Here is a 22,871-nt window from a genome sequence, read left to right on the forward strand (position 1 = left end):
CGTCCCTTGTTCCTGGGGGCTGCCGCCCCCAGACCCCCGCTGTCGCGCTGAACGCGCTCGTCCTCAAACGCCGGACGGGCTGAAACGGGGCGGAGGGGGCGAAGAAAACCCCCGCCCCTGCCCGGCTCGGGGATCCGTATCCGTCGGTGGTTACGACTCGCTGCGGTACATCAGGTCCGTCTCGTGGGTGTGGAAGCCGAGGCGCTCGTACACCGTGACAGCCGCTTTGTTGTCGGCGTCGACGTACAGCATCGCGGTGGGCAGCCCCTGCGCCGCGAGGTGCCGGAGCCCGATCGTGGTGAGCGCCTTGCCCAGACCCCCGCCCTGGGCACCGGGGCGCACACCGACGACGTACACCTCGCCGATCTGCTCCTCCGCGTGCACCTTCGTCCAGTGGAAGCCGATCAGTTCGCCGTCGCGGAAGGCGAGGAAGAACCCCGACGGGTCGAACCACGGCTCGGCCATCCGGTCGTCCAGGTCGCGCTGGGTGAGGGAGCCCTGCTCGGGATGGTGGGCGAAGGCCTCCGCGTTCACCGCGAGCCAGGCGGCGTCGTCCCGGCCCGGCACGAAGGCGCGGACGTGCACGCCGTCCGAGAGCTTCGGCTCGGGCAGGTCCAGGCCGGTCAACGGGCGCCGCATCTGGCGCAGTTCGCGGAAGAGGGTCAGTCCGAGGACCTGGGCGAGATGCCGGGCGGCGGGGTGCCCGCCGTGCGCCCACACCCGCAGCCGCTTCCCGGACTCGGCGAGCAGCGCGGCGCCCAGCGCCCGGCCGTGCCCGCGCCCGCGGTGCGCCGGGTGGACGACCAGCTCGGCGGCCGGGGCCTCCACGGGATCGGTGTCCTCCAGCTGCGCATACCCGACCAGCTCGTCTCCGAGGGTCAGCAGCAGATGCCGTACGCCCGGACGCGCACCGCCCTTCAACTGCAGACGCCCCTGCTCGGACACCGCCTGCTGACCGTCGGTCCTCGCGGCCTCCGCGAGGAGCCGGAGCACGTCCTCGGCCTGGGCCGGGGAGAGCGCGGAGTAGGTCTCGATGGAGCGGGAGAGGCCGGACTGTGCGGTGTCGTCGCTGGTCATGGATATGAGGGTACGGCGAGGCGCCCGGATGGATCGAGAGGTAGCGGGATACGGATCGAGAGGCAGCGGCCTACCGATCGAGAGGCAGCGGCAAGCGGATCGAGAAGCAGCGGCAAATGGGTCGAGAGGCAAAGGCAACCTGTCTGTAACCACGAACCCCCTGTTGCGCTACGCGCGTTGATTCTAAAGTGCGTGCAAAACCTCAGCTGTCGCTCAGCTCTCGGAGTTCTCGCATCTCCTGGAGCCCGCTCAGCTCCCGGAGCTCTCACACTTCCCTGGGGGGAATCCATGCCGCCGACTCCCCGGCACAGACGTACGTATCGCATACTCGCGGGTGCCGCGGGCCTGGCCACCGTCGGTGCCCTGGCCGCCGCGCTGCCCGCGAGCGCCGGCCCTGCACTGGACAAGTCCGCCGGTCACAAGCCTGGCAACAGCCGTTACCAGGACGTACAGCTGCTCTCCTTCAACGATCTGCACGGCAACCTGGAGCCGCCGTCGGGCTCTTCCGGCCGGGTGACCGAGGTACAGGAGGACGGCACCACGAAGACCATCGACGCGGGCGGCGTCGAGTACCTCGCCACCCACCTGCGCGAGGCCCGCAAGGGCAACAAGTACTCGATCACGGCCGCCGCCGGTGACATGGTCGGCGCCTCCCCGCTGATCTCCGGACTCTTCCACGACGAGCCGACCATTGAAGCGCTCAACGGCCTCGACCTGGACGTCACCTCCGTCGGCAACCACGAGTTCGACGAGGGCGCCACGGAACTGGCCCGCCTCCAGAACGGCGGCTGCCACCCGACGGACGGCTGTTACGACGACAGCGAGGAGTTCGACGGCGCCAACTTCCCCTACCTCGCGGCGAACGTCACCAAGGAGAAGACCGGCAAGCCGATCCTCAAGCCCTACTGGGTGTGGAAGCAGAACGGCGTCAAGGTCGGCTTCATCGGCGTGACCCTCGAAGGCACTCCGAACATCGTCTCCGCCGAGGGCGTCAAGGGCCTGAAGTTCGGGGACGAGGTCGCCACGATCAACAAGTACGCCAAGGAGCTCCAGAAGCAGGGCGTGAAGTCGATCGTCGCGCTGATCCACGAGGGCGGCGCGCCCGCCTCGACGTCGTACAACTACGACTGCGACAGCCCCGGCGCCGGTGACGGCATCTCCGGGCCGATCGTCGACATCGCCAAGAACGTCACCCCGGCCGTCGACGCGCTGGTCACCGGCCACACCCACCAGGCGTACGCCTGCACGATCAACGACCCCGCGGGCAACCCCCGTATGGTCACCTCGGCCTCGTCCTTCGGCCGCCTCTACACGGACACCACGCTGACGTACGACCGCTGGACCGGCGACATCGCCCGTACGGCGGTGAAGTCCGCGAACCACGTGGTCACCCGTGACGTGGCGAAGGCCACCGACATGACCGCTCTGATCGACCGGTGGAAGACCCTCTCCGCCCCGATCGCCTCCCGCCCGATCGGCTACATCGCGGGCGAGATCCCCAGCACCGGCACCGAGTCCCCGCTCGGCGACCTGATCGCCGACGCGCAGCTCGCGCACGCCAAGTCCCTCGACCCGGAAGCCGACATCGCGGTGATGAACCCGGGCGGCATCCGCGCCGGGCTCACCTACGCGGCGAGCGGCAGTGAGGGCGACGGGGTGGTGACCTTCGGCGAGGCGTACACGGTCCAGCCGTTCGCCAACACCGTCAACCTGGTCGACCTCACCGGCGCCCAGGTGATCACCGCCCTTCAGCAGCAGGTCAGCGGCCTGAACGAGGCTGCCCCGAAGATCCTTCAGGTTTCGGCGGGGCTGACCTACACGCTGGACCTGACGAAGTCGGGCGCCGCGCGCGTGGTCGTCGACTCCGTCAAGCTCAACGGCGCGGCCATCGACCCGGCGGCCACCTACCGCGTCGCGATGAACTCCTTCCTCGCGGGCGGCGGCGACGGCTTCGCCGAACTCGGCAAGGGCGGAGACGTCCTCGTCGGCAGCGACGACCTCGCGGCCTTCGAGTCGTATCTGACGGCCAACTCGTCGGCCACGACGCCGTATCCGGTGCCGGCGGCGAACCGGATCACGATCGTGAAGTAGGAATGAAGTAGGAGTGAAGTAGGGGCAGCGAATAGCTGAGTGGGGCCGGTACGCCAGTGCGTACCGGCCCCTTTGCTTTATCCTTACGAGCGCCCCGATAAATTCCATGTGAGGCCTGTAATAAACTCTGTGTGAGTCGTGGGTTGGTTCCGAATCCGAGCTTAGAATTGTTTTCAGGTGCAATTCACCGAGGTCTAAGGCGAATTGGTGATTTGCGGGTTTGCTGTCCCGTAGTGTTTTTCTTGTCGAAAGCGAACGGAGCTTCCGGCGGCAGGATTTCACCACACGACATCGCAGCGGAAGAGGAGAACACCATGAGCTTCCACAAGATCACCCCGGTCAAGAAGACCAGCAAGGCCGCGCCCAAGCCCGAGCCGAAGAAGAAGACGGCGAAGAAGGCTCCGAAGCGCCCGGTGGGTCACCAGGACCGCTAGCAGCCGCGACGAGGCGGGGTCACCGGAATTGCTCCGGTGACCCCGCCTCGGCCATGTTCCGGAACGGAAAGGGGAGTTGAGTCGACATGCGGGAAGTCCGGGAGGCGTTCGCGCGGTTCTGGCCACTGACGCGCGGTGACCGTAAATGGCTGGTGCTGATTATCTGCTGCGTGATCGTGGCCGCGCTCGCCGAGACGGCGTCGATCCTGATCTTCGCGGATCTCACCGATCACGCGCTGAAGTTCGGCAGGCTCTCCAAGTTCTGGGGACCGGCCGGCACCTGGCTCACGGTCGCCGTTCTCGGCGCGATCGTCGGCTACCTCGGCAACTCGCTCGCCGTGTGGACCGCCGAGAGGTTCGTGCTGCGGCTGCGCGCGAACGTCTTCCGGCACGTCCAGGACATGCCACCCGACTTCTTCCAGAAGCACCGCCAGGGCGACCTGGTCGAACGCCTCACCGGTGACGTCGAGGCCATCGAGCAGATGGTGGTGTCCGGTGTCGTCGGCACCGTCTCCGCCGCCTTCTCGGCCGTCTTCTACGCCGCCGCAGCCCTCTGGCTCCGCTGGGACCTCGCCCTCGTCACCTTCCTCCTCGCCCCTCTCTTCCTCGTCGCCGCCCGCCGCTTCGCCGGCCGCATCAGGACGTCCTCCCAGGAGGAGCGCGCCGCCGACGGTGCGATCACCTCGGTCGTCGAGGAGTCCCTCGGCAACGTCGTGCTGACCCAGGCGTACAACCGCCGCGGAGCGGAGGAGAAGCGGCTCGACCACGAGGCGCGGGCCTGGATGCGGGCGTCCGTGCGCGGGGCGCGGGCCAGTGAGATGTACGAGCAGTTCGTCGAGGTCGTCGAGACGCTGTGCGTGCTCGCGGTGATCGGCATGGGCGTCTGGGAGATCGCCCAAAGGCGCATGACGCTGGGCCAGTTGCTCGCCTTCGCCGCCTTCCTCGGCTACCTGTATCCGCCGATCCGCAGCCTCGGCCAGCTCGGCCTGACGCTCACCGCGGCGACGGCGGGGGCCGAACGGCTGGCGGAGATCCTGGACACCGAGCCCGCGGTCACCGACCCCGCCGACCCGGTCCGGGCCTGGCCCGTACGCGGCTGGGTCAGCCTCCACAACGCCTCGTTCCGCTACCCGGGCGCCGAGCGCGACTCCCTCCACGACGTGACCCTCACCGCCGCCCCCGGCGAACTCGTCATCGTCACCGGCCCGAGTGGCGCCGGAAAGTCGACGCTCTCCAAACTCCTCACCCGCTTCTACGACCCCTCCTCGGGCGTGATCTGCCTGGACGGGGTCCCGCTGACCGACGTACCCCTGGAGTTCCTGCGCGAGAACGTCGCGCTGCTGCCCCAGGAGACCCTCATCCTGAACGGCACGATCCGCGAGAACATCGGGTGCGGGCGCCCGGGAGCTTCCCCGGCCGACATTGAGAGGGCCGCGTCCGACGCCTTCGCGCACGAGTTCATCCATGCGCTTCCCGACGGGTACGACACGGAGATCGCCCCCGGCACCGCCACCCTCTCAGGCGGTCAGCTCCAGCGCATCGCCATCGCCCGCGCCATGCTGCGCGGCGCCCCGGTCCTCGTCCTCGACGAGCCCACCACCGGCCTCGACTCGGTCGCCGCGCGCCGGGTGGTGCAGCCGCTACGACGCCTGATGGCGGGCCGTACGACCATCATGATCACCCACGACCTGAGCCTCGCCCCCGACGCGGACCGCATCCTCGTCGTGGACGGCGGGCGGCTGGTGGAGGCGGGCACGCACGACGAGCTGATGGCTCGGGGCGGGGCGTACGCGCGGCTGGCGATGCCGGAGCTGGGGGGCTCGGGGGCCTCGGCAGCCGCGTCGCTTTCGGCGGCCGATTCGACGAGGGTGCTGGGGGAGTCGGCGGGGGTACTGGGTTACTCGACTACGGCGGCGGTGGCCGCTTCGGCTTCGGATGCAGCGCTGGCCGCTTCGGATACCGCGTTGGCCGCTTCGTCGGCGGTGCTGGCCGCTTCGGCCACCGCCCTGGCCACATCGGCGAAGGTGCTGGCTGCTTCGGCGGCGGCGCTGGGGAAGGCGGTCACCACGCCGCCCACCTCGACGGCGGCGCTGGGCGAGTCGACTCTCGTGCTGGGGCTGCGCCTGCCCTTGGAGTCGGGCCGTTCGGCTTCGGGGCTCGACGGTGCGAAGGCGGAGGCGGGCCGCTCGGCACCGGGGCTCGGCGGTTACCTGATCCCGAGCGTGCCGCGTGTGCCCCGGCCCCCGCGGGTTCCGAGCGTGCCGGGCCTCTCCCTCTCCGTCGTACCCGGCGCACCCGCCGCACCTGACGCGCCGACTGCGCGGGACGACGACGCCTCAGGTGTCCGCAGGGTGTAGCCCAGCCCCCGCACGGTGTGGACTAGCCGGGGTCCGCCCCGGCGCTCCATCTTCCGGCGCAGATACATCACGTACACGTCCAGCGTGTTGGATGCCGGCTCGCAGTCGAAGCCCCAGACGGCCTTGAGGATCTTGGCGCGGCTGAGAACCTTGGCAGGGTGCCGGAGCAGGTACTCCAGCAGGCCGAACTCCGTCTTGGTGAGGTCGAGCAGTTGGCCGTCGCGGGTCACCGTGCGGGCGCGCAGGTCCATGGCGACGTCCTCGAAGGCGAGCCGGTCGCCGGGGCGGGGCGCGGCCGGCTTCCGCGCGGGGCTGCGGCGCAGCAACGCCCTTACGCGCGCGAGGAGTTCCTCGGCGGCGAAGGGTTTCATGAGGTAGTCGTCGGCGCCGTTGTCGAGGGCGACGATACGGTCACCGACGGCGTTCCGGCCGGTGATCATCAGGATGGGCACGGTGGACCCGGAGGCCCTGATCCGCCGTGTCGCGGCCAGCCCGTCGAGGACCGGCATGGTGACGTCCATCAGCACCAGGTCGGGCAGGCCGTCCTTCCCGGCGACCAGGTCGAGGGCCTCCCTGCCGTCCACGGCGAGGACAGTCTCGTACCCCTCGAACCTGAGCAGTCTGCCGAGCCCCTCTCGTACGGCCTCGTCGTCATCGGCCAGCAGGATCTTCCGCGCCATCCGCCCAACGTGTAACGGAGGGCTGTGGGAGAGCTTGGAGGAGGGTGTGGGGAGGCTGGGGGTCCGCCTTCCCACACCAGTCGACGTAGGGCGCGAGGGTTACGACAGCTCGGGCGGAGGTGTCGGCGCCCCCGGAAGCCGTACCGTCGCCACCGTGCCGCCGCCCGCCGCGGGCGTCAGGGACACCTCGCCGCCCGACTGCTGCACCGTACGCGCGACGATCGACAGGCCCAGGCCCGAGCCCGGCAACGCTCGTGCGCTCGGGGAGCGCCAGAAGCGGTCGAAGACGTGGGGGAGTTCCTCGGTGGGGATGCCCGGGCCGTGGTCCCGGACGGTCAGTTCGCCGTCCCTGAGGGTGACGTCGACCGTGCCGCCCTCGGGGCTGAACTTCACCGCGTTGTCGAGGATGTTCACGATCGCCCGCTCCAGGCCGGACGGTTCCGCCCGTACGTACCAGGGCCGGATGTCGGCCCTGATCGTCAGCTCCGGTCCGCGCAGCCGCGCCCTGCGCAGCGCCGAGTCCACCGTCTCCTGCAACGCGACCACCTGAAGCCGGTCCGCCTGATGACCCGCGTCCGAACGCGACAGCGTCTGCAAGTCGCCGATCAGCGCGGCCAGTTCGGTCATCTGCGCGGTGACCGAGGAGAGCAGTGCCTTGCGGTCCGCCGGGGGGATCGCCCGGCCCGTCTCCTCGCTGCGGGCGAGGAGTTCGATGTTCGTGCGCAATGACGTCAGGGGGGTGCGGAGTTCGTGGCCGGCGTCCGCGATGAGCTGCTGCTGCAGCTCTCGGGAGGAAGCCAGCGAGGACGTCATTGAGTTGAAGGAACGGGAGAGACGGGCGATCTCGTCCGCGCTGTCGTCCTCGACCGGGATACGGATCGAGAGGTCTTCCGTGCGCGCGATGTTTTCCACCGCATCGGTGAGCTTGTCGACGGGTCGCATGCCCGCGCGGGCGACCGCGAGGCCGGCGGCACCGGCGCCGATGACTCCCACGCCGCTGACCAGGAGGAGCACGAGGGCCAGCTCGTTGAGGGTGGCTTGGGTGCCCTTGAGGGGGACGGCGATGAGCAGTGCGACCCCGGGGTACAGCTGCGCTTGCCGGGCGCCGGGCCCTTGGCTGACGGTCAAGGGGGTGGTCAGGACGCGTACGGCATTACCGTCGGTGTCGGTGCCGTTGCGAATGATGCTGTCGCCGGTACTGCTCGCGTTTTTGATGACATCCGTATCGCGGCCGGTTACCTTGACCGCGCCTTCGGAGGTCGCCGACACGCAGGGTGTTCCGTCGGCTTGGACCAGTTGCAGGTAGTAGGTCTCTTTGACGTCGAATGTGTTGCTTTTCTGCGGCGGAGTCTGGGTGCAGTTCTCAAGCGCACCCTGGACCTGGTTGATCAGCTGGGGCTGAACTGTCGCTCGCAGGTCCTCGTCCACCTGCTCGTACAGCTTCCCCTGCACGATGAACCAACAGGTAACCGAAACCGCAGCCACCCCGAACGCCACCGCCGCGGCGACCAGCATCGCCAGTCGGGACCGGATCGGCAGGGTTCGGATCCGGCGTACCACCGATTTCACTCCGCGCCGCCCGACCGCAGGACATACCCCACACCCCGCACCGTGTGGACAAGGCGCGGCTCGCCGCCCGCCTCGGTCTTGCGGCGGAGGTACATGACGTACACGTCGAGGGAGTTGGAGGACGGCTCGAAGTCGAAGCCCCAGACCGACTTCAGGATCTGCTCGCGGGTGAGGACCTGGCGCGGGTGGGCGAGGAACATCTCCAGGAGTGTGAACTCCGTGCGGGTCAGTTCCACGGCACGCCCCGCGCGGGTGACCTCGCGGGTCGCGAGGTCCATGCGCAGGTCGCCGAAGGTGAGGGCGTCGTCCTCGGGAACCCCGACCGCGGCGGCGGCGTACGAGCTGCGCCGCAGCAACGCCCGGACGCGGGCGAAGAGTTCGTCGAGTTCGAAGGGCTTGACGAGGTAGTCGTCGGCGCCGGCGTCGAGCCCGGTGACGCGGTCGCCGACGGTGTCGCGCGCGGTCAGCATGAGGATGGGGGTGGTGGTGCCCGCGCCGCGCATCCGGCGGGCGGCCGTCAGACCGTCCATCCTCGGCATCTGGATGTCGAGGACGACCAGGTCGGGCTGGTAGGCGGTCGCCTTTTCGAGGGCGTCCGCCCCGTCGACCGCGACCTGGGTGTCGTATCCCTCGAAGGCAAGGCTGCGCTGGAGTGCTTCACGCACAGCCGGCTCGTCGTCGACGATCAGGATGCGCTGGGGTTCACGGTCGCCTTCGGCGGGGCTCATGGGCGTGGGTTCCTCGGGTGCGGTGGGACGGGGCCGGTCGCTTTCAGCCTCGCACGTTTCCGGGCTGCGTCGTAGGGCCGTAAAGGATCAGCCATGCGGACGAGGGATCAGCCTCGTACGCCGGTACGGCGGCGGGCGGGAGTCCGGCGGGACCGCTGGGCGGCGGCCGTGGAGACCTCAGGAGCCCGGCTCACCGGAGTGTGCAGCTCGCGGGCCACCGCGAGGGCCAGGCCGAGACCGGCCGGGTCGTCGCCCGGGACCCCGTGCGAAACCTGCTTGATCGAGAGCTGCTTGATCGAGGGCTGCTCGGCCGAAGCCTGCTCGGTCTGCTTGATCTGCGTGGTCATGTCGAACTCCTTGCTCACTTACGGCCCCGGCGGGGGCGTCTCAGCTGTCCGAGCCGCCTGCGCGAAGGGTTGCCAGGTCGGACTTGACGGTGTTGATCGGGATGGCGAAGCCGAGGCCGACGCTGCCCGCACTCGACGAGCTCGTGGCGTCCGCGGCGGAGTACATCGCGGAGTTGATGCCGATGATGTTGCCGTTCATGTCGATGAGGGCGCCGCCGGAGTTGCCCGGGTTGAGGGACGCGTCCGTCTGGAGCGCCTTGTACGTCGTCGTGGACGAACCGGTGTCGCCGTTGAACTGCTGGCCGCCGAACTCGAACGGCCACTGGCCGCTGCCGCCGCCCTGCTGTTGCTGCTGGCCCTGGCTCTCGTCCGTGGAGACGGTGACGTCACGGTTCAGGGCGGAGACGATGCCGCTGGTGACGGTGCCGGTCAGGCCCTCGGGGGAGCCGATCGCGACGACCTCGTCGCCGACCTGGACGCCGGCGGAGTCGCCGAGCGTCGCGGTCTTCAGACCGGAGGGCGCGCTGTCCAGCTTGATCAGCGCGAGGTCCTTGGCGCTGTCGGTGCCGACGACGCTCGCGGTGTACGACTTGCCGTCGCTCAGCTGCACCTTGATCGTGGAGGCGCCCGAGACGACGTGGTTGTTGGTGATGATCTCGCCGCCGGTCGTGATGATCACGCCGGAACCGGTGGCCTCACCGGCGTTGGAGGAGGCGGTGATCTCGACGATGCTCGGGCTGACCGCCTTGGCGACGCCGGCGACGGTGCCCTTGTCGGCGGTGGGTACGACGCTGGTGCTGGTGCTGCTCGACACGGTGTCGTTGCCGGTCAGTTCCTGGATGCCGTACGCGGTGCCGCCTCCGATGGCCGCGGCGACTATCGCGACGGCGGCGAGGAGGGCCAGCGGACCCTTGGCGCGCTTCTTCGGGGTGTGGTGGGTGGGCGGCGCGGGCTCGGCCGTGAGTACGGCGGTGCTCGCCGCGGCCGGCTCGGGGTAACCGCCGTAGGCGCCCTCGCCCTGGCCGTAGTCGTTCCCGCCGCTGCCACCCTGACCGGCGCCCGGCCATACGGTGGTGCCCGGCTCCACGGCGACGGGCTGCACCGGCTGGTGCGCCGGCGGGGGCGGCCACTCGGGGTTCACGGGGGAGGAAGCTTGCTGCTGGGGGTACGGGGGCTGCTCGCTGCCCTGAACGTACCCGGACTCGTCCCCCTGCTGGGGGTGCTCGTACTCGCCGCTGCGGCGGAAGCTCTCGGTCATGGAACAGAGACTGTCGCCCCATCATGAGAGCTCCCTGAGCGCCCGCTGAGAAGCCCGACAGAAGCTCGTATGCCCGATATAAAGACGCTGGAGGCCCGTAAAACAAGGGATCGGGGGCACTTCCCGACCGCTCCTCCGGCGGGGCTACTCGCAGCCGCAGGACCGCCGTAGCACCAGCCGCGACGGGAACAGCTTCACCCGCTCGCCGCGCGACCCCGCGACTCGCAGGCCGTCGTCGAGGACCAGGTCGACGGCCGCGCGGGCCATCGCCGTACGGTCGGTGGCGATCGTCGTCATCGGCGGGTCCGTCAGCGCCGCTTCCTTGACGTCGTCGAAGCCGACCACGGCCAGCTCGCCCGGCACGTCGATACGCAGCTCGCGCGCGGCCCGCAGCACGCCGATCGCCTGGTCGTCGGTGGAGCAGAAGATGGCGGGCGGGCGGTCCGGTCCGGCAAGGAGCTGGAGGCCGACCTGGTAGGCGTCGTAGCGGTTGTACGGCGCCTCGAAGAGCCGGCCCTCCGTGGGGATCCCGGCGTCCTGCATCGCGCGCCGCCAGCCCTCGACGTGGTCGGAGACCGGGTCGCCGACCGTCGGGGTCTCCGCGATACCGCCGAGACAGGCGACGTAGTCGTACCCGTGATCCAGCAGATGGCGGGTGGCGAGCTGGGCGCCACCGATGTCGTCCGTGACGACCGCGACGTCGTCGATGGCCTCGGGACGTTCGTGCAGCAGCACGACGCGGGCGTCCCAGGCCTCGATCTCGGCGGCGGCGTTGTCATTGAGGGCGTGGCTGACGAGGATCAGCCCGGAGACCCGCATGCCGAGGAAGGCGCGCAGATAGTGGACCTCGCGCTCCGCGACGTAGTCGGAGTTGCCGACAAGCACCATTTTTCCGCGCTCGGCGGCGGCCTGTTCGACCGCGTGCGCCATCTCCCCGAAGAAGGGCTGGCGTGCGTCCGGCACGATCAGGCCTATGAGCTCGGTCCGCCGCGACGCCATGGCCTGGGCGACCCGGTCGGGCCGGTACGCCAGCTCCTTGATCGCGGCGAGAACGCGCTCGCGCGTGGCCGGGGCAACCGGCCTCGGTCCGTTGTTGATGACATAGCTGACCACGGCGGTCGAAGTACCCGCCAGCCGCGCCACATCATCCCGAGTTACCTTGGCCACGCGCGGAGTCTACGCGGATGGACCTACCCCTGGGCAGGCCGTACGGCTACTTCCTGTGCCGGAGCTGTGGCCTCCGCGGCGTCGACCGCGTCGAGGTGCGCCGTCTCGTCCGCATCCTCCGGCTTTGGCTGGGCCGCCTTGGCCTTCGCCTCGTCCGTGGTGCGGTCCACCTTCTCCGGTGTAACGAATCGATAACCGACGTTCCGGACGGTCCCGATCAGCGATTCGTGCTCGATTCCGAGCTTCGCGCGCAGCCGTCGTACGTGGACGTCGACCGTCCGCGTACCACCGAAGTAGTCGTAGCCCCAGACCTCCTGGAGCAGCTGAGCGCGCGTGAACACACGGCCCGGGTGCTGCGCCAGGTACTTGAGGAGCTCGAACTCCTTGAAGGTCAGGTCGAGGACCCGGCCCTTGAGCTTCGCGCTGTACGTCGCCTCGTCCACGGAGAGATCGCCGTTGCGGATCTCCATGGGGGAGTCGTCGTTGACGATCTGCTGGCGGCCCATGGCAAGACGCAGTCGCGCCTCGACCTCGGCCGGACCGGCGGTGTCGAGCAGTACATCGTCGATGCCCCAGTCGGCGGTGACAGCCGCGAGGCCGCCCTCCGTCACGACGAGGATGAGCGGACAGCCGGGTCCCGTGGAGCGCAACAGCTGGCAAAGGCTGCGTACTTGGGGGAGATCGCGGCGTCCGTCGATCAGGATGACGTCGGCACCCGGGGTGTCGACGAGAGCGGGGCCTTCCGCCGGGGCCACTCGCACGTTGTGCAGGAGCAGGCCGAGAGCGGGAAGCACCTCCGTCGACGGCTGAAGAGCATTGGTCAGGAGCAGAAGAGAACTCATCGCGCCCCACCTGCCTGGGTCGTCGTCACAAGGTCATGCACGGTTCGCTTGCCCATAACGTCGGTTCCTCCTCGGTCCCTGCGAGGACGTTTGCGGCACTGCTTCGTTCTTGCGTCTCCCGCGTCCCTGGGAGTCGCTATGCGTTCGTGGCCTTCGTACACCTGCGGTTTCCCGCTTCGTATACAACGGTTAAGAATGCACAAAAGGACTCGGGGGCTACTCTGCCCGAGTCCTCTGGCCGTCAGAATAGCCCACATGAGCTCAGGTCCGGCAGGTCAAGTCACGGGATCTTCCCTTCGTCCATCCCTTGAGACGACCCGGCGCACCCCTTTGCGGAGGTTTCTGCGCACGGTCGACGGGATCACGATTGATGCGGCGTACGACCCTGGAACGCGGCCATCCGGTGACCTGGCGATCGTCGTCGCACACGGTTTCACGGGCGATCTGGACCGCCCGCACGTCCGCCGCGCGGCGGACGTCCTGTCGCGGAACGCGGCGGTCGTCACATTCTCCTTCCGCGGTCACGGTAGATCCGGCGGCCGCTCCACCGTCGGCGACCGGGAGGTCCACGATCTGGCCGCCGTGGTCGCCTGGGCGCGGGAGCTCGGGCACCAGAGGGTCGTGACCGTCGGCTTCTCGATGGGCGGTTCCGTGGTGCTGCGGCACGCGGCGTTGCACGGGGCGGCGGGGCAGGAGCAGGGGCAGCAGCAGGGGCAGGAGCACGAGGGGCGTACGGAAGCGCGTACGGACGCCGTGGTTTCGGTGAGCGCACCGGCCCGCTGGTACTACCGGGGTACGGCCCCTATGCGGCGCGTGCACTGGCTGGTAACCCAGCCGGTCGGCCGCGCCGTCACCCGCTGCTATCTGCACACCCGGATCCACGGCCGCGGCTGGAACCCGGTCCCGGCCTCCCCTGTCGAATCGGTCCCCCTGATCGCGCCCACACCCCTGCTGATCGTCCACGGCGACAGTGACGGCTACTTCCCCGTCGACCACCCCCGGATGCTGGCCGCGGCGGCCGACGGGCACGCCGATCTTTGGCTGGAGCGTGGGATGGGTCACGCCGAGAACGCCGCCGATGACGAGCTCCTGGCCCGCATCGGGGCATGGGCCGCCACCCACGCGGGCTAGCCTGACCGTGTTCACAGCGACCGACCATGACGACTGACGGACCACTGACTGAGGAACGTGATGGCAAAGGGCACGGTGCGTTACTGGGCCGCGGCCAAGTCCGCCGCCGGCGTCGCCGAGGAGCCGTACGAGGCCGAGACCCTCGCCGAGGCGCTCGACACGGCCCGCGAGCGACACCCCGGCGAACTCGTCCGCGTACTGCGGCGATGCTCGTTCCTCATCGACGGTGACCCCGTGGGAACCCGCGGGCATGAGACGGTACGGCTGGCCGAGGGCGGCACGGTCGAGGTGCTCCCGCCGTTCGCAGGAGGGTGACCGAGACGATGAGCAACCAGCCCTACGATCCGCAGTACGAGCCCCCGTACGAGGGCTACGACCCGTACCAGCAGCCTCCCCAGCCTCCCCAGCATCAGCAGCCCGCGGCGGGGCCCGACTGGCAGCAGCACACGCAGCAGTGGGAGGGGCAGACCTGGGAGACACAGACCCACGCCCCCCTGGTGTCGGCGCCGGACACCGCGTACCTGCCGCCGCAGGGGTACCAGCAGGCGTACGGCGAGCCGCAGGGCCAGAGTTACGGCGAGCCGCAGGCGTACGGGTACGCCCCCACACCGGCGGCCCAGCCCCTCCCGCCGGAGGCCGCGGCCGAGGCAGCCCAGGGGTGGGCCCGCGAGCCGCAGCCCCAGCCGCAGGCCCAGGCGTACGCCCCCGACGTCGAGGACGGCCCCGGCTACGGCCCCCCGACCGTCACCGGCAACCCCCGCGTCACCGACGCCCAGCGCGCCCGCGCCGAGGGCCGCTCGCCCATCATCGAACCCGGGATCCAGCCGGCGGCGCTCACCGCGCTGCTCGGGCTGCTGCTCTCCGGTGCGGCGGCGATCGGGGAGTACGCCCTCGTCGTACCCCTCGTACTGCTGCAGGCCGTCACCGCGGCCGGATGGTTCCGGCTGAACGGGATGTGGCCGGCCCGGCAGGGCATCGCGCTGGCGTTCGCGGGCGCGCTGACCGCCGACGTGGCACTGCTTGCCGCGGGCCGGGAGAACGCGCCCGCCGCGATCCTCGGCACCCTCGGGGTGTGGGTGCTGCTCACCCTCGTGCTCCAGCTGCGCAGTCACGCCGACGCGGACACCCGGATGTCCGGGCTGATGGCGACCGTCGTCTCGGCGGCGCTTGCGATCATCGCGACCGGGTATCTCGCGGCCGAGCCGGACGCCGTGACGGTGGGCGCCGTCGCGGTCGCCGTGGCGGTGCTCGCCCGTGCGCTGCCGCTGCCCACGGCGGCCTCCGTGGTGGTGGCGCTGCTGGCCGCCGCGGGCGCCGGAATCGCGGTCGGCGGGATGACGGACGTCGGCACGCAGGGCGCCTTCCTGGGCCTCGGCGCGGGCGTCTGCGCGCTGGTCGGCCACCGGGTCGCCAGCTACGACTACCCGTCCCGCTTCGTTCACTTCACCGCGGGCGTGGCCCTTCCGCTGGCCGCCGCGGCGCCGGCCGTCTACCTGCTGGGGCGCGCCTTCGCCTGAAGCAACTGAAGCAACTGAGGTACTTGACGTACCTTGACGGCCCGGCGCCCCTCCCGAGAGGACACCCATGCATGAGGAACCCTTCACGGCAGTGGGCGAGGGGCTGGACTTCGAGCGGTACTGCGCCGAGATCGTCACGCAGGCCGGACTCCTCGCGGCCGTCCTCCCCGGCGCGGACCTCGCGGCCGAGGTGCCGACCTGCCCCGGCTGGACCGTCAACCAGCTGGTGCGCCACCTGGGCGGCGGCCAGCGCTGGGCCGAGGAGATCGTCCACACGCGGGCCGCGCAGCCGCCGCCCGACCTCGACTTCCGCGATCTCTCCCCGTACGTCGGGGAGGACCCGGTGATGCTCGCCGACTGGCTCACCGAGGGTGCCGAGCAGTTCGCGGCCACGCTCCGGAAGACCGGTCCCGACGCGGACGTGTGGACGCCGCTCCCCAGGGGCCCGCGGAACCCGTCCTTCTTCGCGCGCCGGATGACCCATGAGGCCGCCCTCCACCGGGCCGACGCGGTCCTGGCGCTCAAGGGCGCCTACACGCTCGCCCCGGAGGTGGCCGCCGACGGCCTCGACGAGTGGATGGAACTGGGCTCGCTGCCGGAGATGCTCGACTTCCACCCGCGCCAGCGGGAGCTCCTCGGCCCCGGCCGCACCCTCCGCTTCGAGGCCACCGACGTACGGGACGGCGTCGAGGCGTCCTGGCTGGTGGACCTGACGGGCGACGTGCTCGCCTGGCGCCGGTCGGCCGAGTCCGCCGCGGTGACGGTGCGGGGTCCGCTGCTCGAACTCCTGCTGGCCGTCTACCGCCGCCGCCCCGTGGCCGACGGCGCCCTGGTCGTCGAGGGCGACACCGGGCTGCTCGACTTCTGGCTGGACCGGGTCGCTTTCGGCTGATCGGCTGACCGGCTGGTCCCTGGCTGTCGACCGTGAGCGGGCCCTGGCCGCTGCCCGTGAAATGGCCTTGGCCGCTGCCCGTGAACCGGCCTTGGCCGTCGGCCGTGAGCAGGCCCCTTGCCGCCGCATGTTCGTCACAGCTGATCGACAACTGTTCGAAAGGGCTGCCAATTCGGGGGTCTTTCAAGGTTAGGCTCGGCGCTTGGCGGCCACTCGGCCGTTTCGGGGGTCGTCACGGATCGTCGGCGCCAGGCCGAGGTTGGGGAAACAGCGAGCATGCGTGCACTGCGAATAATCCTGGTCGTCGCCGTCATCCTGGGCGGCCTGTTCGTCATCGCGGACCGGGTGGCGGTCGGTTTCGCGGAGGACGAGGCGGCGAACCGGATCAGGACCACCGAGGGTCTGGCCAGCACCCCCGACGTGTCCATCGAGGGCTTCCCCTTCCTCACCCAGGCCCTTGGCGGCGAGCTCGACGACGTGAAGATCGGCATCAAGGACTACGAGGCGTCGACGAGCGGCACGAACGACACCGTCAGCACCATCCGCATCGACGACCTCAACGCCGAGATGCACGGCGTCGTCTTCAGCGGCAGCTACAGCACCGCCACGGCCACCACCGCCACCGGCACGGCGAGCATCACGTACGCCGAACTGCTCAAGGCCGCCAAGTCCGAGACCACGGAGGTCACGGACGGCGTCACCGCCCAGGTCGTCGGCCTCTCCGACGGCGGCAACGGCAAGATCAAGGTCACCGTCGAGGCGACCGTCCTCGGCACCAAGGTGCCCGAGCCGATCTCCGTGCTCAGCTCGGTCAGCGTCGAAGGCGACACGGTGAAGGTGCACGCCGACACCCTGCCGAACCTGGGCGTCGACCTCGCCGAGAACACCGTCCGCTCGGTCACCGACTTCGAGCAGAAGATCGACCAGCTGCCCGGCGGCATCCAGCTCGACAAGGTCGTGGCGGCCAAGGGCGGCGTCGACATCTCGGTGAAGGGTTCGGACATCAGGCTGGTCGGGTAAGAGGGCTCCCGGGCCGGGTATCCGGTCCGAAAGGGCGTGGCTCCTCGACCGGGCGCGCGATCGGTAGGGCAGGGCTCCAGGACCGGGCGCGCGATCGACAGGGCAGGGCTCCAGGGCCGGGTATGACGGCTTCAGGCCGGGCATGTGGTCCGAAGGGCGAGACGTTCCCGTCCGTCCTACAGATGTGATGCCGGGTGCCGAGCGCGTACAGGTGCCCGGAAATCGTACGGACGTAGCCTCGGCACTCCATCGTTCCCATATGGCGGACGATCGCGTCTCAACATTCGATACGCCGGTGACATCCCCGGCTGTCCGTCCCTACGATCGTGGACATGCAGTGCAATTTGAGCGTCCTCCGGTCTCGGGGGCAGGCGGATTTCACGAAGCGGCGGGCAGTGGACCTGTGCCGCGTCGCCGCCATGCTCTGTCGCACTTTCTGAGCGGAAGCGTCGTCACTTCCGCGAGCCGGGCCTTTTGACCTCTCGTGTCAGGGCCATCCTGTTGCCGCGCAGCCGCCATCGGCGTGAGCGCGCACCCCTCTCCCAAAGCCCCGCCCCGCCGCAACTGCCCCGGAGGAGAACGAGCATGAGCCGCAGTGACGTCCTGGTGGACGCCGACTTCGTCCAGGCCCACCTGGACGACCCCAGCGTGGCCATCGTCGAGGTCGACGAGGACACGTCCGCGTACGAGAAGAACCACATCAAGAACGCCATCCGGATCGACTGGACGAAGGACCTCCAGGACCCGGTCCGCCGCGACTTCATCGACCAGGAGGGCTTCGAGAAGCTCCTGTCGGCGAAGGGCATCGGCAACGACACCCTCGTCGTGCTCTACGGCGGCAACAACAACTGGTTCGCGTCGTACGCCTACTGGTACTTCAAGCTGTACGGCCACGAGAACGTGAAGCTTCTCGACGGCGGCCGCAAGAAGTGGGAGCTGGACTCCCGCGACCTGGTCGTCGAGGTGCCCGAGCGCGCCGCGACCGACTACAAGGCCAAGGCCCAGAACACCGCGATCCGCGCCTTCCGCGACGATGTCGTGGCGGCCATCGGCTCGCAGAACCTGGTCGACGTGCGTTCGCCCGACGAGTTCAGCGGCAAGCTGCTCGCGCCGGCCCACCTGCCGCAGGAGCAGTCGCAGCGTCCGGGTCACGTCCCGTCCGCGCGCAACATCCCGTGGTCGAAGAACGCCAACGACGACGGCACCTTCAAGTCGGACGACGAGCTCAAGGAGCTCTACGCCGAGGAGCAGGTCGACCTGGCCAAGGACACGATCGCGTACTGCCGCATCGGTGAGCGTTCCGCGCTCACCTGGTTCGTGCTGCACGAGCTCCTCGGTGTCGAGAACGTCAAGAACTACGACGGCTCCTGGACCGAGTACGGCTCCCTCGTCGGCGTGCCGATCGAGCTCGGCGCCAACAAGTAATTCGGACAAGAACGGCAAGAACGGCAAGTCAAGGCCTGAAGGACGGAAGCGAAATATGTGTGGAGCGAAGGCCGGCGGTCCCGACGCCTCGACGATCAAGCCCGGTGAGACCACGATCCAGGGCCAGGTGACCCGCGACGGCGAGCCTGTCACCGGTTACGTCCGCCTCCTGGACTCGACCGGTGAGTTCACCGCGGAGGTTCCCACCTCCGCGACGGGCCAGTTCCGCTTCTATGCGGCCGAGGGCACCTGGACCGTACGGGCCCTGGTCCCCGGAGGCACCGCGGACCGCACGGTCGTCGCCCAGACGGGCGGCCTCGCCGAGGTCGCCATCGCCGTCTGACGGCAGCAGCAGCTGAAGGGCCGTACTCCGGGCGCTGGAGTACGGCCTTTCGCCGTGCGCGGGCCTACCCTGGACGTATGTACGCACGACGGCGGCGCGTCTACTTCGCCATGATGGGGACGTGCATCGGGCTGTTCGTCCTGGCCTGGGGAGTCGTACGGATCTGGTCGGTTCCCGTAGCCGTGGGGATGTGTGTGGTGGCGATGGTGATCCCGCCGGTGGCCGCGATGGCGGCCAATCGGCGAGGGCCCGACGACCGCTGGTGGGACGACCCTTCGGGTGACCCCAAGTCCGACGACTGGTGGGACGAGCTGGACGGGAAGAAGCGGCGGCCCTAGACGTGGCTCAGGGTCCGGCCCTGTCATCTGTCATACGGGGGTACGTGTGAGCGTGAGGCTGTCGACCGTCGCCTTCGAGGCATCCGACGCGCATGCGCTCGCCGGGTTCTATCTGCGGCTCCTCGGCTATGTGGTCCGCGCGGAGGAGCCCGACTGGATGCTGATCGGCCCACTCGGGGGCGGCACCGCGCTCGCGTTCGAGACATCGAGCGGCTACGTCCCGCCGGTCTGGCCCGCGGGCCCCGGCGACCAGCGCATGATGCTCCACCTCGACATCGAGGTGGACGACCTGGCCGCGGAGACGGCGCGGGCCCTTGCCGAGGGCGCCAGGCTCGCCGACCACCAGCCGCAGGAGGACGTACGGGTCTTCCTCGATCCGGCGGGACACCCGTTCTGCCTCTGGGTGCCGGAGCGGCCCGCGCCTCAGTAGACGAGCGCCTGCGTCTCCTCCGCCATCGCCTCCTGCACGAACACCTGCGCCCCCGCGATCCGTACGCCCTCGATGACGTCCTTCTCCGTGATCTCCCGCCGGGCCGCGCACTGTGTGCACAGGGTGATGCGGCCGGCCGCCAGGATCGAGTCGATCAGATCGGGCAGCGGCGCCGCGTGCGGCAGCTCGAACTCGGCGGCGCGGCCCGGCAGCGCGAACCACGCGGACTCGCCGGTCAGCCACAGGGACACCTCGACACCACTGGCCACGGCCACCGCCGCGACCGTGAACGCCTGCGAGCACCGCTCGGGGGCATCGGCCCCCGCCGTCACCTTGATCACGAGCTTCTTCGCCATGGCGGAATGGTAGTCGGGTGGTACTCCGAATCGTGATCAACTCCCGTGCAACCCGAGGTACGGACCATGAGTCTCCTGTGAGCGCGGATATGGAATCCGTGCTTCGCGTTCGTGGGGGGACGTTGTGGAAGTACCCGAAGTGTCTGAAGTACCCGAAGAACCGGGGGTGTTCGAGGCGCCTGGAGCCCCTGACACACCCGAGATACCCGAGATACCTGACGCCGTGCCCGTGCCTGTGCCCGCTCCCGGGCGGCGCCGACGCGGTCGTACGACCCTGTTGATCGCCACCGCCGCCGTGCTCGGCCTCGTCGCCGGTACCTGCGCCGGTTTCCTGGTCCAGGCCGACCGTGAGCCCACCAAGCTGCCGTCGCTCTCACAGCCGGTGCTTGCGCAGGCCAAGGGCGAGGGGCCCGAGCCCCTGTCGGCCGCGCAGGACCGCAAGGTGAAGACCGACGGCGACCTGCGCAAGCTGCTGCTCACGAAGCCGAAGGGGGCGCAGGACGCGGAATCCGGTGCCGACGGCTGGTTGACCATGGCCGACTACGCGGGCCAGCTGCTGAGGTCGGACGAAATGTTCAGCGACCTGGCCGGTGCCGAGTTCCGGCGCGCGGTCGCGACCGGCTGGGACGTGGGCAGCTCGTACAGCGTCGAGATCCGGCTCGTGCAGTACCGCCAGGAGGAGAACCTCGACGCGGCGGACAGAAGCGACCTGTGGGAGGTGGATGGCACCAGTGAGTGGCCCATCCCCGGCACGGGCGACGGGATGGCCTACGTCACTGACAAGCCCGAGATCGAGGCCGGCTATCTGCCGTTGTACAGCGCGGAGGCGCACGCCTGGCGTGGTGACATCGCCATGGAGATCTGGATCTACGACAGCAAGCCGATCCCCAAGGCGAAGATCATGGACCTGGCCGAGCGGCAGATGGAGCGGCTGTGAACGAGCAACCGACAACTGTGGAGCCGGTGGAGCCGGTGGAGCCGGTGGAGGCGGAGGGGCCGGTGGCCTCCGTGGACTCCGTGGGGTCCCACGCGGAATCGGCCGCTGAAGCCGCGCCCGCCAAGAAGCCCGTACGTCGTGGCCGCATCGCCGCCATCGCCGGTTCCGTTCTCCTGGCCGGTGCCGTCATCGGCGGTGCCGGCTACACCGTCGTGACCGTCCAGGACGCCGACCGTGACGCGGGCGCGCCGACCTGGAAGTTCCCGAAGGCCGCGAAGGACGACGCCAAGGCGGCCAAGGCCGCTTCCGGGCTCGCCGCCATGCTCGTGCCGTACGACGACATCAGCTGGAGCCGAGGCCCGGACATCGCCGAGTTCGGCGCCGACGTCTCCCTCAGCGGGGGCCAGGCCACCGCCCTGCGCAAGGAGTCGCTCCGCGACCTGCCCCGTTCTCAGCGACGGGAGCTGGAGAAGCAGATCGACAAAGAGCCCACCAAGGGCATGGTGATGCGCAGCTATCTGCACGCGGAGAGTGCGACCGACTCCGTGCTCGCCAGTGACAGTGTCTACACCGTGAGCATTGTGCTGGCCCAGATGAAGGACCAGGCGACGGTCCGGGACATGTCGACGTTCCAGAACGACTTCCTCGACGCCGTCGACATCTTCCGCAAGGGACCCGAGATCGAGGGTCACAAGAACGCCAAGTGCTTCCTTCCGCCCAAGGAGGCCGACAGCGAGCTCGACATGATGGTCTGCTCCGCCTACCAGGGTGACGTGCTGGTCAGCGCCACCGCGAGCGGGGTCAAGCCACTGGACACCAAAGGAGTCGCGACGCTGCTGCGCGAGCAGCTCGACCGCATCGCGGAGCCGGGGGAGGCGGTATGACGACCGAGCAGGATCAGAGTGAGAAGACCGGGCTGAGTGAACGGACCGGGCAGAGCGAGCAGGTCGAGCCACCGGCATCGGTAGAGCAGCCGACGCCGGTCGAGGATCAGACGCAGGCCGAGGTGCAGGCCGGGACGCAGGCCGAGGTGCAGGCCGGGACGCAGGCCGAGGTGCAGGCCGAGGTGCAGGCCGAGGTGCAGGCTCCACTGCCGCCGATGCCCGAGGCACTCCCCGAGGTCTCTGCCGAGACGCCCGCCGAGTCCGTGCCGCCCGTCAAGAAGGACCGCCGGGTCCTCCGCGCCGTGCTGCGCTGGACGGCCGCCGTCGTGGTCTTCGCGGCGGTCGGTACGTCGGCGGCGTACGGCATCACGCAGATGGAGCGGACCGACGTACCGGGGCTGGCGACCGAGCCGGACGGGCGTTGGGAGTACCCGACGATCAGCAAGCCGCCGCTGCCCTCCGGCAGCCCGGGCCCGTTCGCCGAGGCGAACACGGCCGGCGCCCACTACGCCGACCTGCGAAAGCTCGTACTCCCGGCTCCGAAGGGCGCGAAGGCCGACGCGGCGCTGCGCGGCGAGGACGGCTGGCTGGCGACGAAGACCTTCCTGGCGGAGTACGCCACGAAGTACGACCGGGAGACCGTCGGGCAGCTGCTGACCGACTACGGGCTGCGGCACATCGCGGCGCACGGCTGGACCACGCCGGACGGCACGCACACGCGGATCTACCTGCTGCAGTTCGGCACCGCGGCTGTCGCCGACGACTTGGTCTCCAGCGAGCTCATCAGCTACAACTCCCCGGTGCACACGGCGCGCGGCGCCGAAGCGTCCGAGACGTACACAGGGTTCGCCGAGGACGCCCAGGTCGCCGACGTCACGCGGTACTCGTACGTGGAGAGCAAGCCCTACGGCCCCGAGCAGGTCCGGCAGGCGTACCTCTCGGCGGCGGACACCGTCGCCGTGGTCCTGCAGTCCCGCAAGGGCACTGCGGAGGCCCTTCCGTTCGAGCAGACGGTGATCCTGCAGAGCCAGCTGCTCGACTGAGCCGC

General features: G+C 69.7%; 22 protein-coding genes and 1 pseudogene. 14 read left to right on the top strand and 9 right to left on the bottom strand.

Going from position 1 to position 22,871, the window contains the following annotated elements:
• Positions 1-150 precede the first annotated feature (150 nt).
• Positions 151-1,077: a mycothiol synthase gene (gene mshD / locus AB0N66_RS35775; RefSeq protein ID WP_365442962.1), complete on the bottom strand. Its 927-nt coding sequence runs from the start codon at positions 1,075-1,077 to the stop codon at positions 151-153.
• Between the two features lie 288 nt (positions 1,078-1,365).
• Between mshD and AB0N66_RS35780 the strand changes: the two genes are divergently transcribed.
• Both AB0N66_RS35780 and AB0N66_RS35785 read left to right on the top strand, forming a co-directional pair.
• A complete protein-coding gene (locus AB0N66_RS35780) occupies positions 1,366-3,168 on the top strand; it encodes a bifunctional metallophosphatase/5'-nucleotidase (protein ID WP_365442964.1) in 1,803 nt (600 codons plus the stop codon).
• Between the two features lie 520 nt (positions 3,169-3,688).
• Positions 3,689-5,401, top strand: a pseudogene (locus AB0N66_RS35785) (ABC transporter ATP-binding protein); the annotation flags it as partial.
• 407 nt (positions 5,402-5,808) lie between these two features.
• On the opposite strand, the gene AB0N66_RS35790 reads toward AB0N66_RS35785, so the two are convergent.
• From AB0N66_RS35790 to AB0N66_RS35820, 7 genes are all read right to left on the bottom strand, one after another.
• Positions 5,809-6,639, bottom strand: a complete 831-nt coding sequence (locus AB0N66_RS35790) for a response regulator transcription factor (RefSeq protein ID WP_365442966.1) — start codon at positions 6,637-6,639, stop codon at positions 5,809-5,811.
• A gap of 99 nt (positions 6,640-6,738) precedes the next feature.
• A complete protein-coding gene (locus AB0N66_RS35795; protein ID WP_365442968.1) occupies positions 6,739-8,208 on the bottom strand; it encodes a HAMP domain-containing sensor histidine kinase in 1,470 nt (489 codons plus the stop codon).
• Positions 8,205-8,936 carry a response regulator transcription factor gene (locus AB0N66_RS35800; RefSeq protein ID WP_365442970.1) on the bottom strand — a complete coding sequence of 244 codons (732 nt, stop codon included), beginning with the start codon at positions 8,934-8,936 and terminating at the stop codon, positions 8,205-8,207. Before AB0N66_RS35800 ends, AB0N66_RS35795 begins: the two co-directional genes overlap by 4 nt.
• A 107-nt stretch (positions 8,937-9,043) precedes the next feature.
• On the bottom strand, positions 9,044-9,283 hold the full coding sequence (locus AB0N66_RS35805; RefSeq protein ID WP_365442972.1) for a hypothetical protein: 240 nt from the start codon (positions 9,281-9,283) through the stop codon (positions 9,044-9,046).
• Positions 9,284-9,323: 40 nt separating this feature from the next.
• Positions 9,324-10,541, bottom strand: a complete 1,218-nt coding sequence (locus tag AB0N66_RS35810; RefSeq protein ID WP_365442974.1) for a trypsin-like peptidase domain-containing protein — start codon at positions 10,539-10,541, stop codon at positions 9,324-9,326.
• A 144-nt stretch (positions 10,542-10,685) separates the two neighbouring features.
• Positions 10,686-11,708, bottom strand: a complete 1,023-nt coding sequence (locus AB0N66_RS35815; RefSeq protein ID WP_365442976.1) for a LacI family DNA-binding transcriptional regulator — start codon at positions 11,706-11,708, stop codon at positions 10,686-10,688.
• Between the two features lie 23 nt (positions 11,709-11,731).
• Complete coding sequence (locus AB0N66_RS35820; RefSeq protein WP_365442978.1) at positions 11,732-12,550, bottom strand: response regulator transcription factor; 819 nt, start codon at positions 12,548-12,550, stop codon at positions 11,732-11,734.
• A 255-nt stretch (positions 12,551-12,805) separates the two neighbouring features.
• Between AB0N66_RS35820 and AB0N66_RS35825 the strand changes: the two genes are divergently transcribed.
• The 9 genes from AB0N66_RS35825 (at position 12,806) to AB0N66_RS35865 (ending at position 19,646) form a co-directional block, all read left to right on the top strand.
• A complete protein-coding gene (locus tag AB0N66_RS35825) occupies positions 12,806-13,681 on the top strand; it encodes an alpha/beta hydrolase (RefSeq protein ID WP_365442980.1) in 876 nt (291 codons plus the stop codon).
• Between the two features lie 60 nt (positions 13,682-13,741).
• A complete protein-coding gene (locus AB0N66_RS35830) occupies positions 13,742-13,996 on the top strand; it encodes a MoaD/ThiS family protein (protein ID WP_365442982.1) in 255 nt (84 codons plus the stop codon).
• An 8-nt stretch (positions 13,997-14,004) separates the two neighbouring features.
• Complete coding sequence (locus AB0N66_RS35835; RefSeq protein WP_365442984.1) at positions 14,005-15,198, top strand: hypothetical protein; 1,194 nt, start codon at positions 14,005-14,007, stop codon at positions 15,196-15,198.
• Between the two features lie 67 nt (positions 15,199-15,265).
• Positions 15,266-16,090, top strand: a complete 825-nt coding sequence (locus AB0N66_RS35840) for a maleylpyruvate isomerase family mycothiol-dependent enzyme (protein WP_365442986.1) — start codon at positions 15,266-15,268, stop codon at positions 16,088-16,090.
• Between the two features lie 276 nt (positions 16,091-16,366).
• Positions 16,367-17,110, top strand: a complete 744-nt coding sequence (locus AB0N66_RS35845) for a DUF2993 domain-containing protein (protein WP_365442988.1) — start codon at positions 16,367-16,369, stop codon at positions 17,108-17,110.
• A 585-nt stretch (positions 17,111-17,695) separates the two neighbouring features.
• Positions 17,696-18,535 (top strand): sulfurtransferase, encoded by an 840-nt coding sequence (locus AB0N66_RS35850; RefSeq protein WP_365442990.1) that lies wholly within the window; start codon positions 17,696-17,698, stop codon positions 18,533-18,535.
• A gap of 55 nt (positions 18,536-18,590) precedes the next feature.
• The gene (locus AB0N66_RS35855) at positions 18,591-18,878 is read left to right on the top strand and encodes a DUF1416 domain-containing protein (protein ID WP_054232391.1); all 288 of its coding nucleotides are present in this window, start codon (positions 18,591-18,593) and stop codon (positions 18,876-18,878) included.
• 77 nt (positions 18,879-18,955) lie between these two features.
• Positions 18,956-19,216, top strand: a complete 261-nt coding sequence (locus AB0N66_RS35860) for a DUF3099 domain-containing protein (protein ID WP_365442992.1) — start codon at positions 18,956-18,958, stop codon at positions 19,214-19,216.
• Between the two features lie 46 nt (positions 19,217-19,262).
• The gene (locus AB0N66_RS35865; RefSeq protein ID WP_365442995.1) at positions 19,263-19,646 is read left to right on the top strand and encodes a VOC family protein; all 384 of its coding nucleotides are present in this window, start codon (positions 19,263-19,265) and stop codon (positions 19,644-19,646) included.
• On the opposite strand, the gene AB0N66_RS35870 is transcribed toward AB0N66_RS35865, so the two are convergent.
• Positions 19,640-20,002, bottom strand: a complete 363-nt coding sequence (locus AB0N66_RS35870; RefSeq protein WP_365442997.1) for a DsrE family protein — start codon at positions 20,000-20,002, stop codon at positions 19,640-19,642. The two genes, AB0N66_RS35865 and AB0N66_RS35870, sit on opposite strands and share 7 nt — an antisense overlap.
• Positions 20,003-20,225: 223 nt before the next feature.
• Here AB0N66_RS35870 and AB0N66_RS35875 point away from each other — a divergent pair, with 223 nt between their 5' ends.
• The 3 genes from AB0N66_RS35875 to AB0N66_RS35885 all read left to right on the top strand — a co-directional run bounded on the left by AB0N66_RS35875 (position 20,226) and on the right by AB0N66_RS35885 (position 22,866).
• A complete protein-coding gene (locus tag AB0N66_RS35875; protein ID WP_365442999.1) occupies positions 20,226-20,939 on the top strand; it encodes a hypothetical protein in 714 nt (237 codons plus the stop codon).
• On the top strand, positions 20,936-21,823 hold the full coding sequence (locus AB0N66_RS35880; protein ID WP_365443001.1) for a hypothetical protein: 888 nt from the start codon (positions 20,936-20,938) through the stop codon (positions 21,821-21,823). The genes AB0N66_RS35875 and AB0N66_RS35880 overlap by 4 nt, the downstream gene beginning before the upstream one ends.
• 215 nt (positions 21,824-22,038) lie before the next feature.
• Complete coding sequence (locus AB0N66_RS35885) at positions 22,039-22,866, top strand: hypothetical protein (protein ID WP_365443133.1); 828 nt, start codon at positions 22,039-22,041, stop codon at positions 22,864-22,866.
• The last annotated feature ends 5 nt before the right edge of the window (positions 22,867-22,871 follow it).

It is taken from the genome of Streptomyces sp. NPDC093544, from assembly GCF_040683495.1.
Lineage (GTDB): Bacteria > Actinomycetota > Actinomycetes > Streptomycetales > Streptomycetaceae > Streptomyces.

Coding starts and splice junctions, on each gene's coding strand:
- AB0N66_RS35850 (WP_365442990.1), top strand. CDS start 17,696: ATGAGCCGCAGTGACGTCCTGGTGGACGCCGACTTCGTCCAGGCCCAC.
- AB0N66_RS35820 (WP_365442978.1), bottom strand. CDS start 12,550: ATGAGTTCTCTTCTGCTCCTGACCAATGCTCTTCAGCCGTCGACGGAG.
- AB0N66_RS35780 (WP_365442964.1), top strand. CDS start 1,366: ATGCCGCCGACTCCCCGGCACAGACGTACGTATCGCATACTCGCGGGT.
- AB0N66_RS35860 (WP_365442992.1), top strand. CDS start 18,956: ATGTACGCACGACGGCGGCGCGTCTACTTCGCCATGATGGGGACGTGC.
- AB0N66_RS35825 (WP_365442980.1), top strand. CDS start 12,806: ATGAGCTCAGGTCCGGCAGGTCAAGTCACGGGATCTTCCCTTCGTCCA.
- AB0N66_RS35835 (WP_365442984.1), top strand. CDS start 14,005: ATGAGCAACCAGCCCTACGATCCGCAGTACGAGCCCCCGTACGAGGGC.
- AB0N66_RS35790 (WP_365442966.1), bottom strand. CDS start 6,639: ATGGCGCGGAAGATCCTGCTGGCCGATGACGACGAGGCCGTACGAGAG.
- AB0N66_RS35855 (WP_054232391.1), top strand. CDS start 18,591: ATGTGTGGAGCGAAGGCCGGCGGTCCCGACGCCTCGACGATCAAGCCC.
- AB0N66_RS35810 (WP_365442974.1), bottom strand. CDS start 10,541: ATGACCGAGAGCTTCCGCCGCAGCGGCGAGTACGAGCACCCCCAGCAG.
- AB0N66_RS35830 (WP_365442982.1), top strand. CDS start 13,742: ATGGCAAAGGGCACGGTGCGTTACTGGGCCGCGGCCAAGTCCGCCGCC.
- AB0N66_RS35840 (WP_365442986.1), top strand. CDS start 15,266: ATGCATGAGGAACCCTTCACGGCAGTGGGCGAGGGGCTGGACTTCGAG.
- mshD (WP_365442962.1), bottom strand. CDS start 1,077: ATGACCAGCGACGACACCGCACAGTCCGGCCTCTCCCGCTCCATCGAG.
- AB0N66_RS35885 (WP_365443133.1), top strand. CDS start 22,039: ATGCCCGAGGCACTCCCCGAGGTCTCTGCCGAGACGCCCGCCGAGTCC.
- AB0N66_RS35800 (WP_365442970.1), bottom strand. CDS start 8,936: ATGAGCCCCGCCGAAGGCGACCGTGAACCCCAGCGCATCCTGATCGTC.
- AB0N66_RS35870 (WP_365442997.1), bottom strand. CDS start 20,002: ATGGCGAAGAAGCTCGTGATCAAGGTGACGGCGGGGGCCGATGCCCCC.
- AB0N66_RS35845 (WP_365442988.1), top strand. CDS start 16,367: ATGCGTGCACTGCGAATAATCCTGGTCGTCGCCGTCATCCTGGGCGGC.
- AB0N66_RS35805 (WP_365442972.1), bottom strand. CDS start 9,283: ATGACCACGCAGATCAAGCAGACCGAGCAGGCTTCGGCCGAGCAGCCC.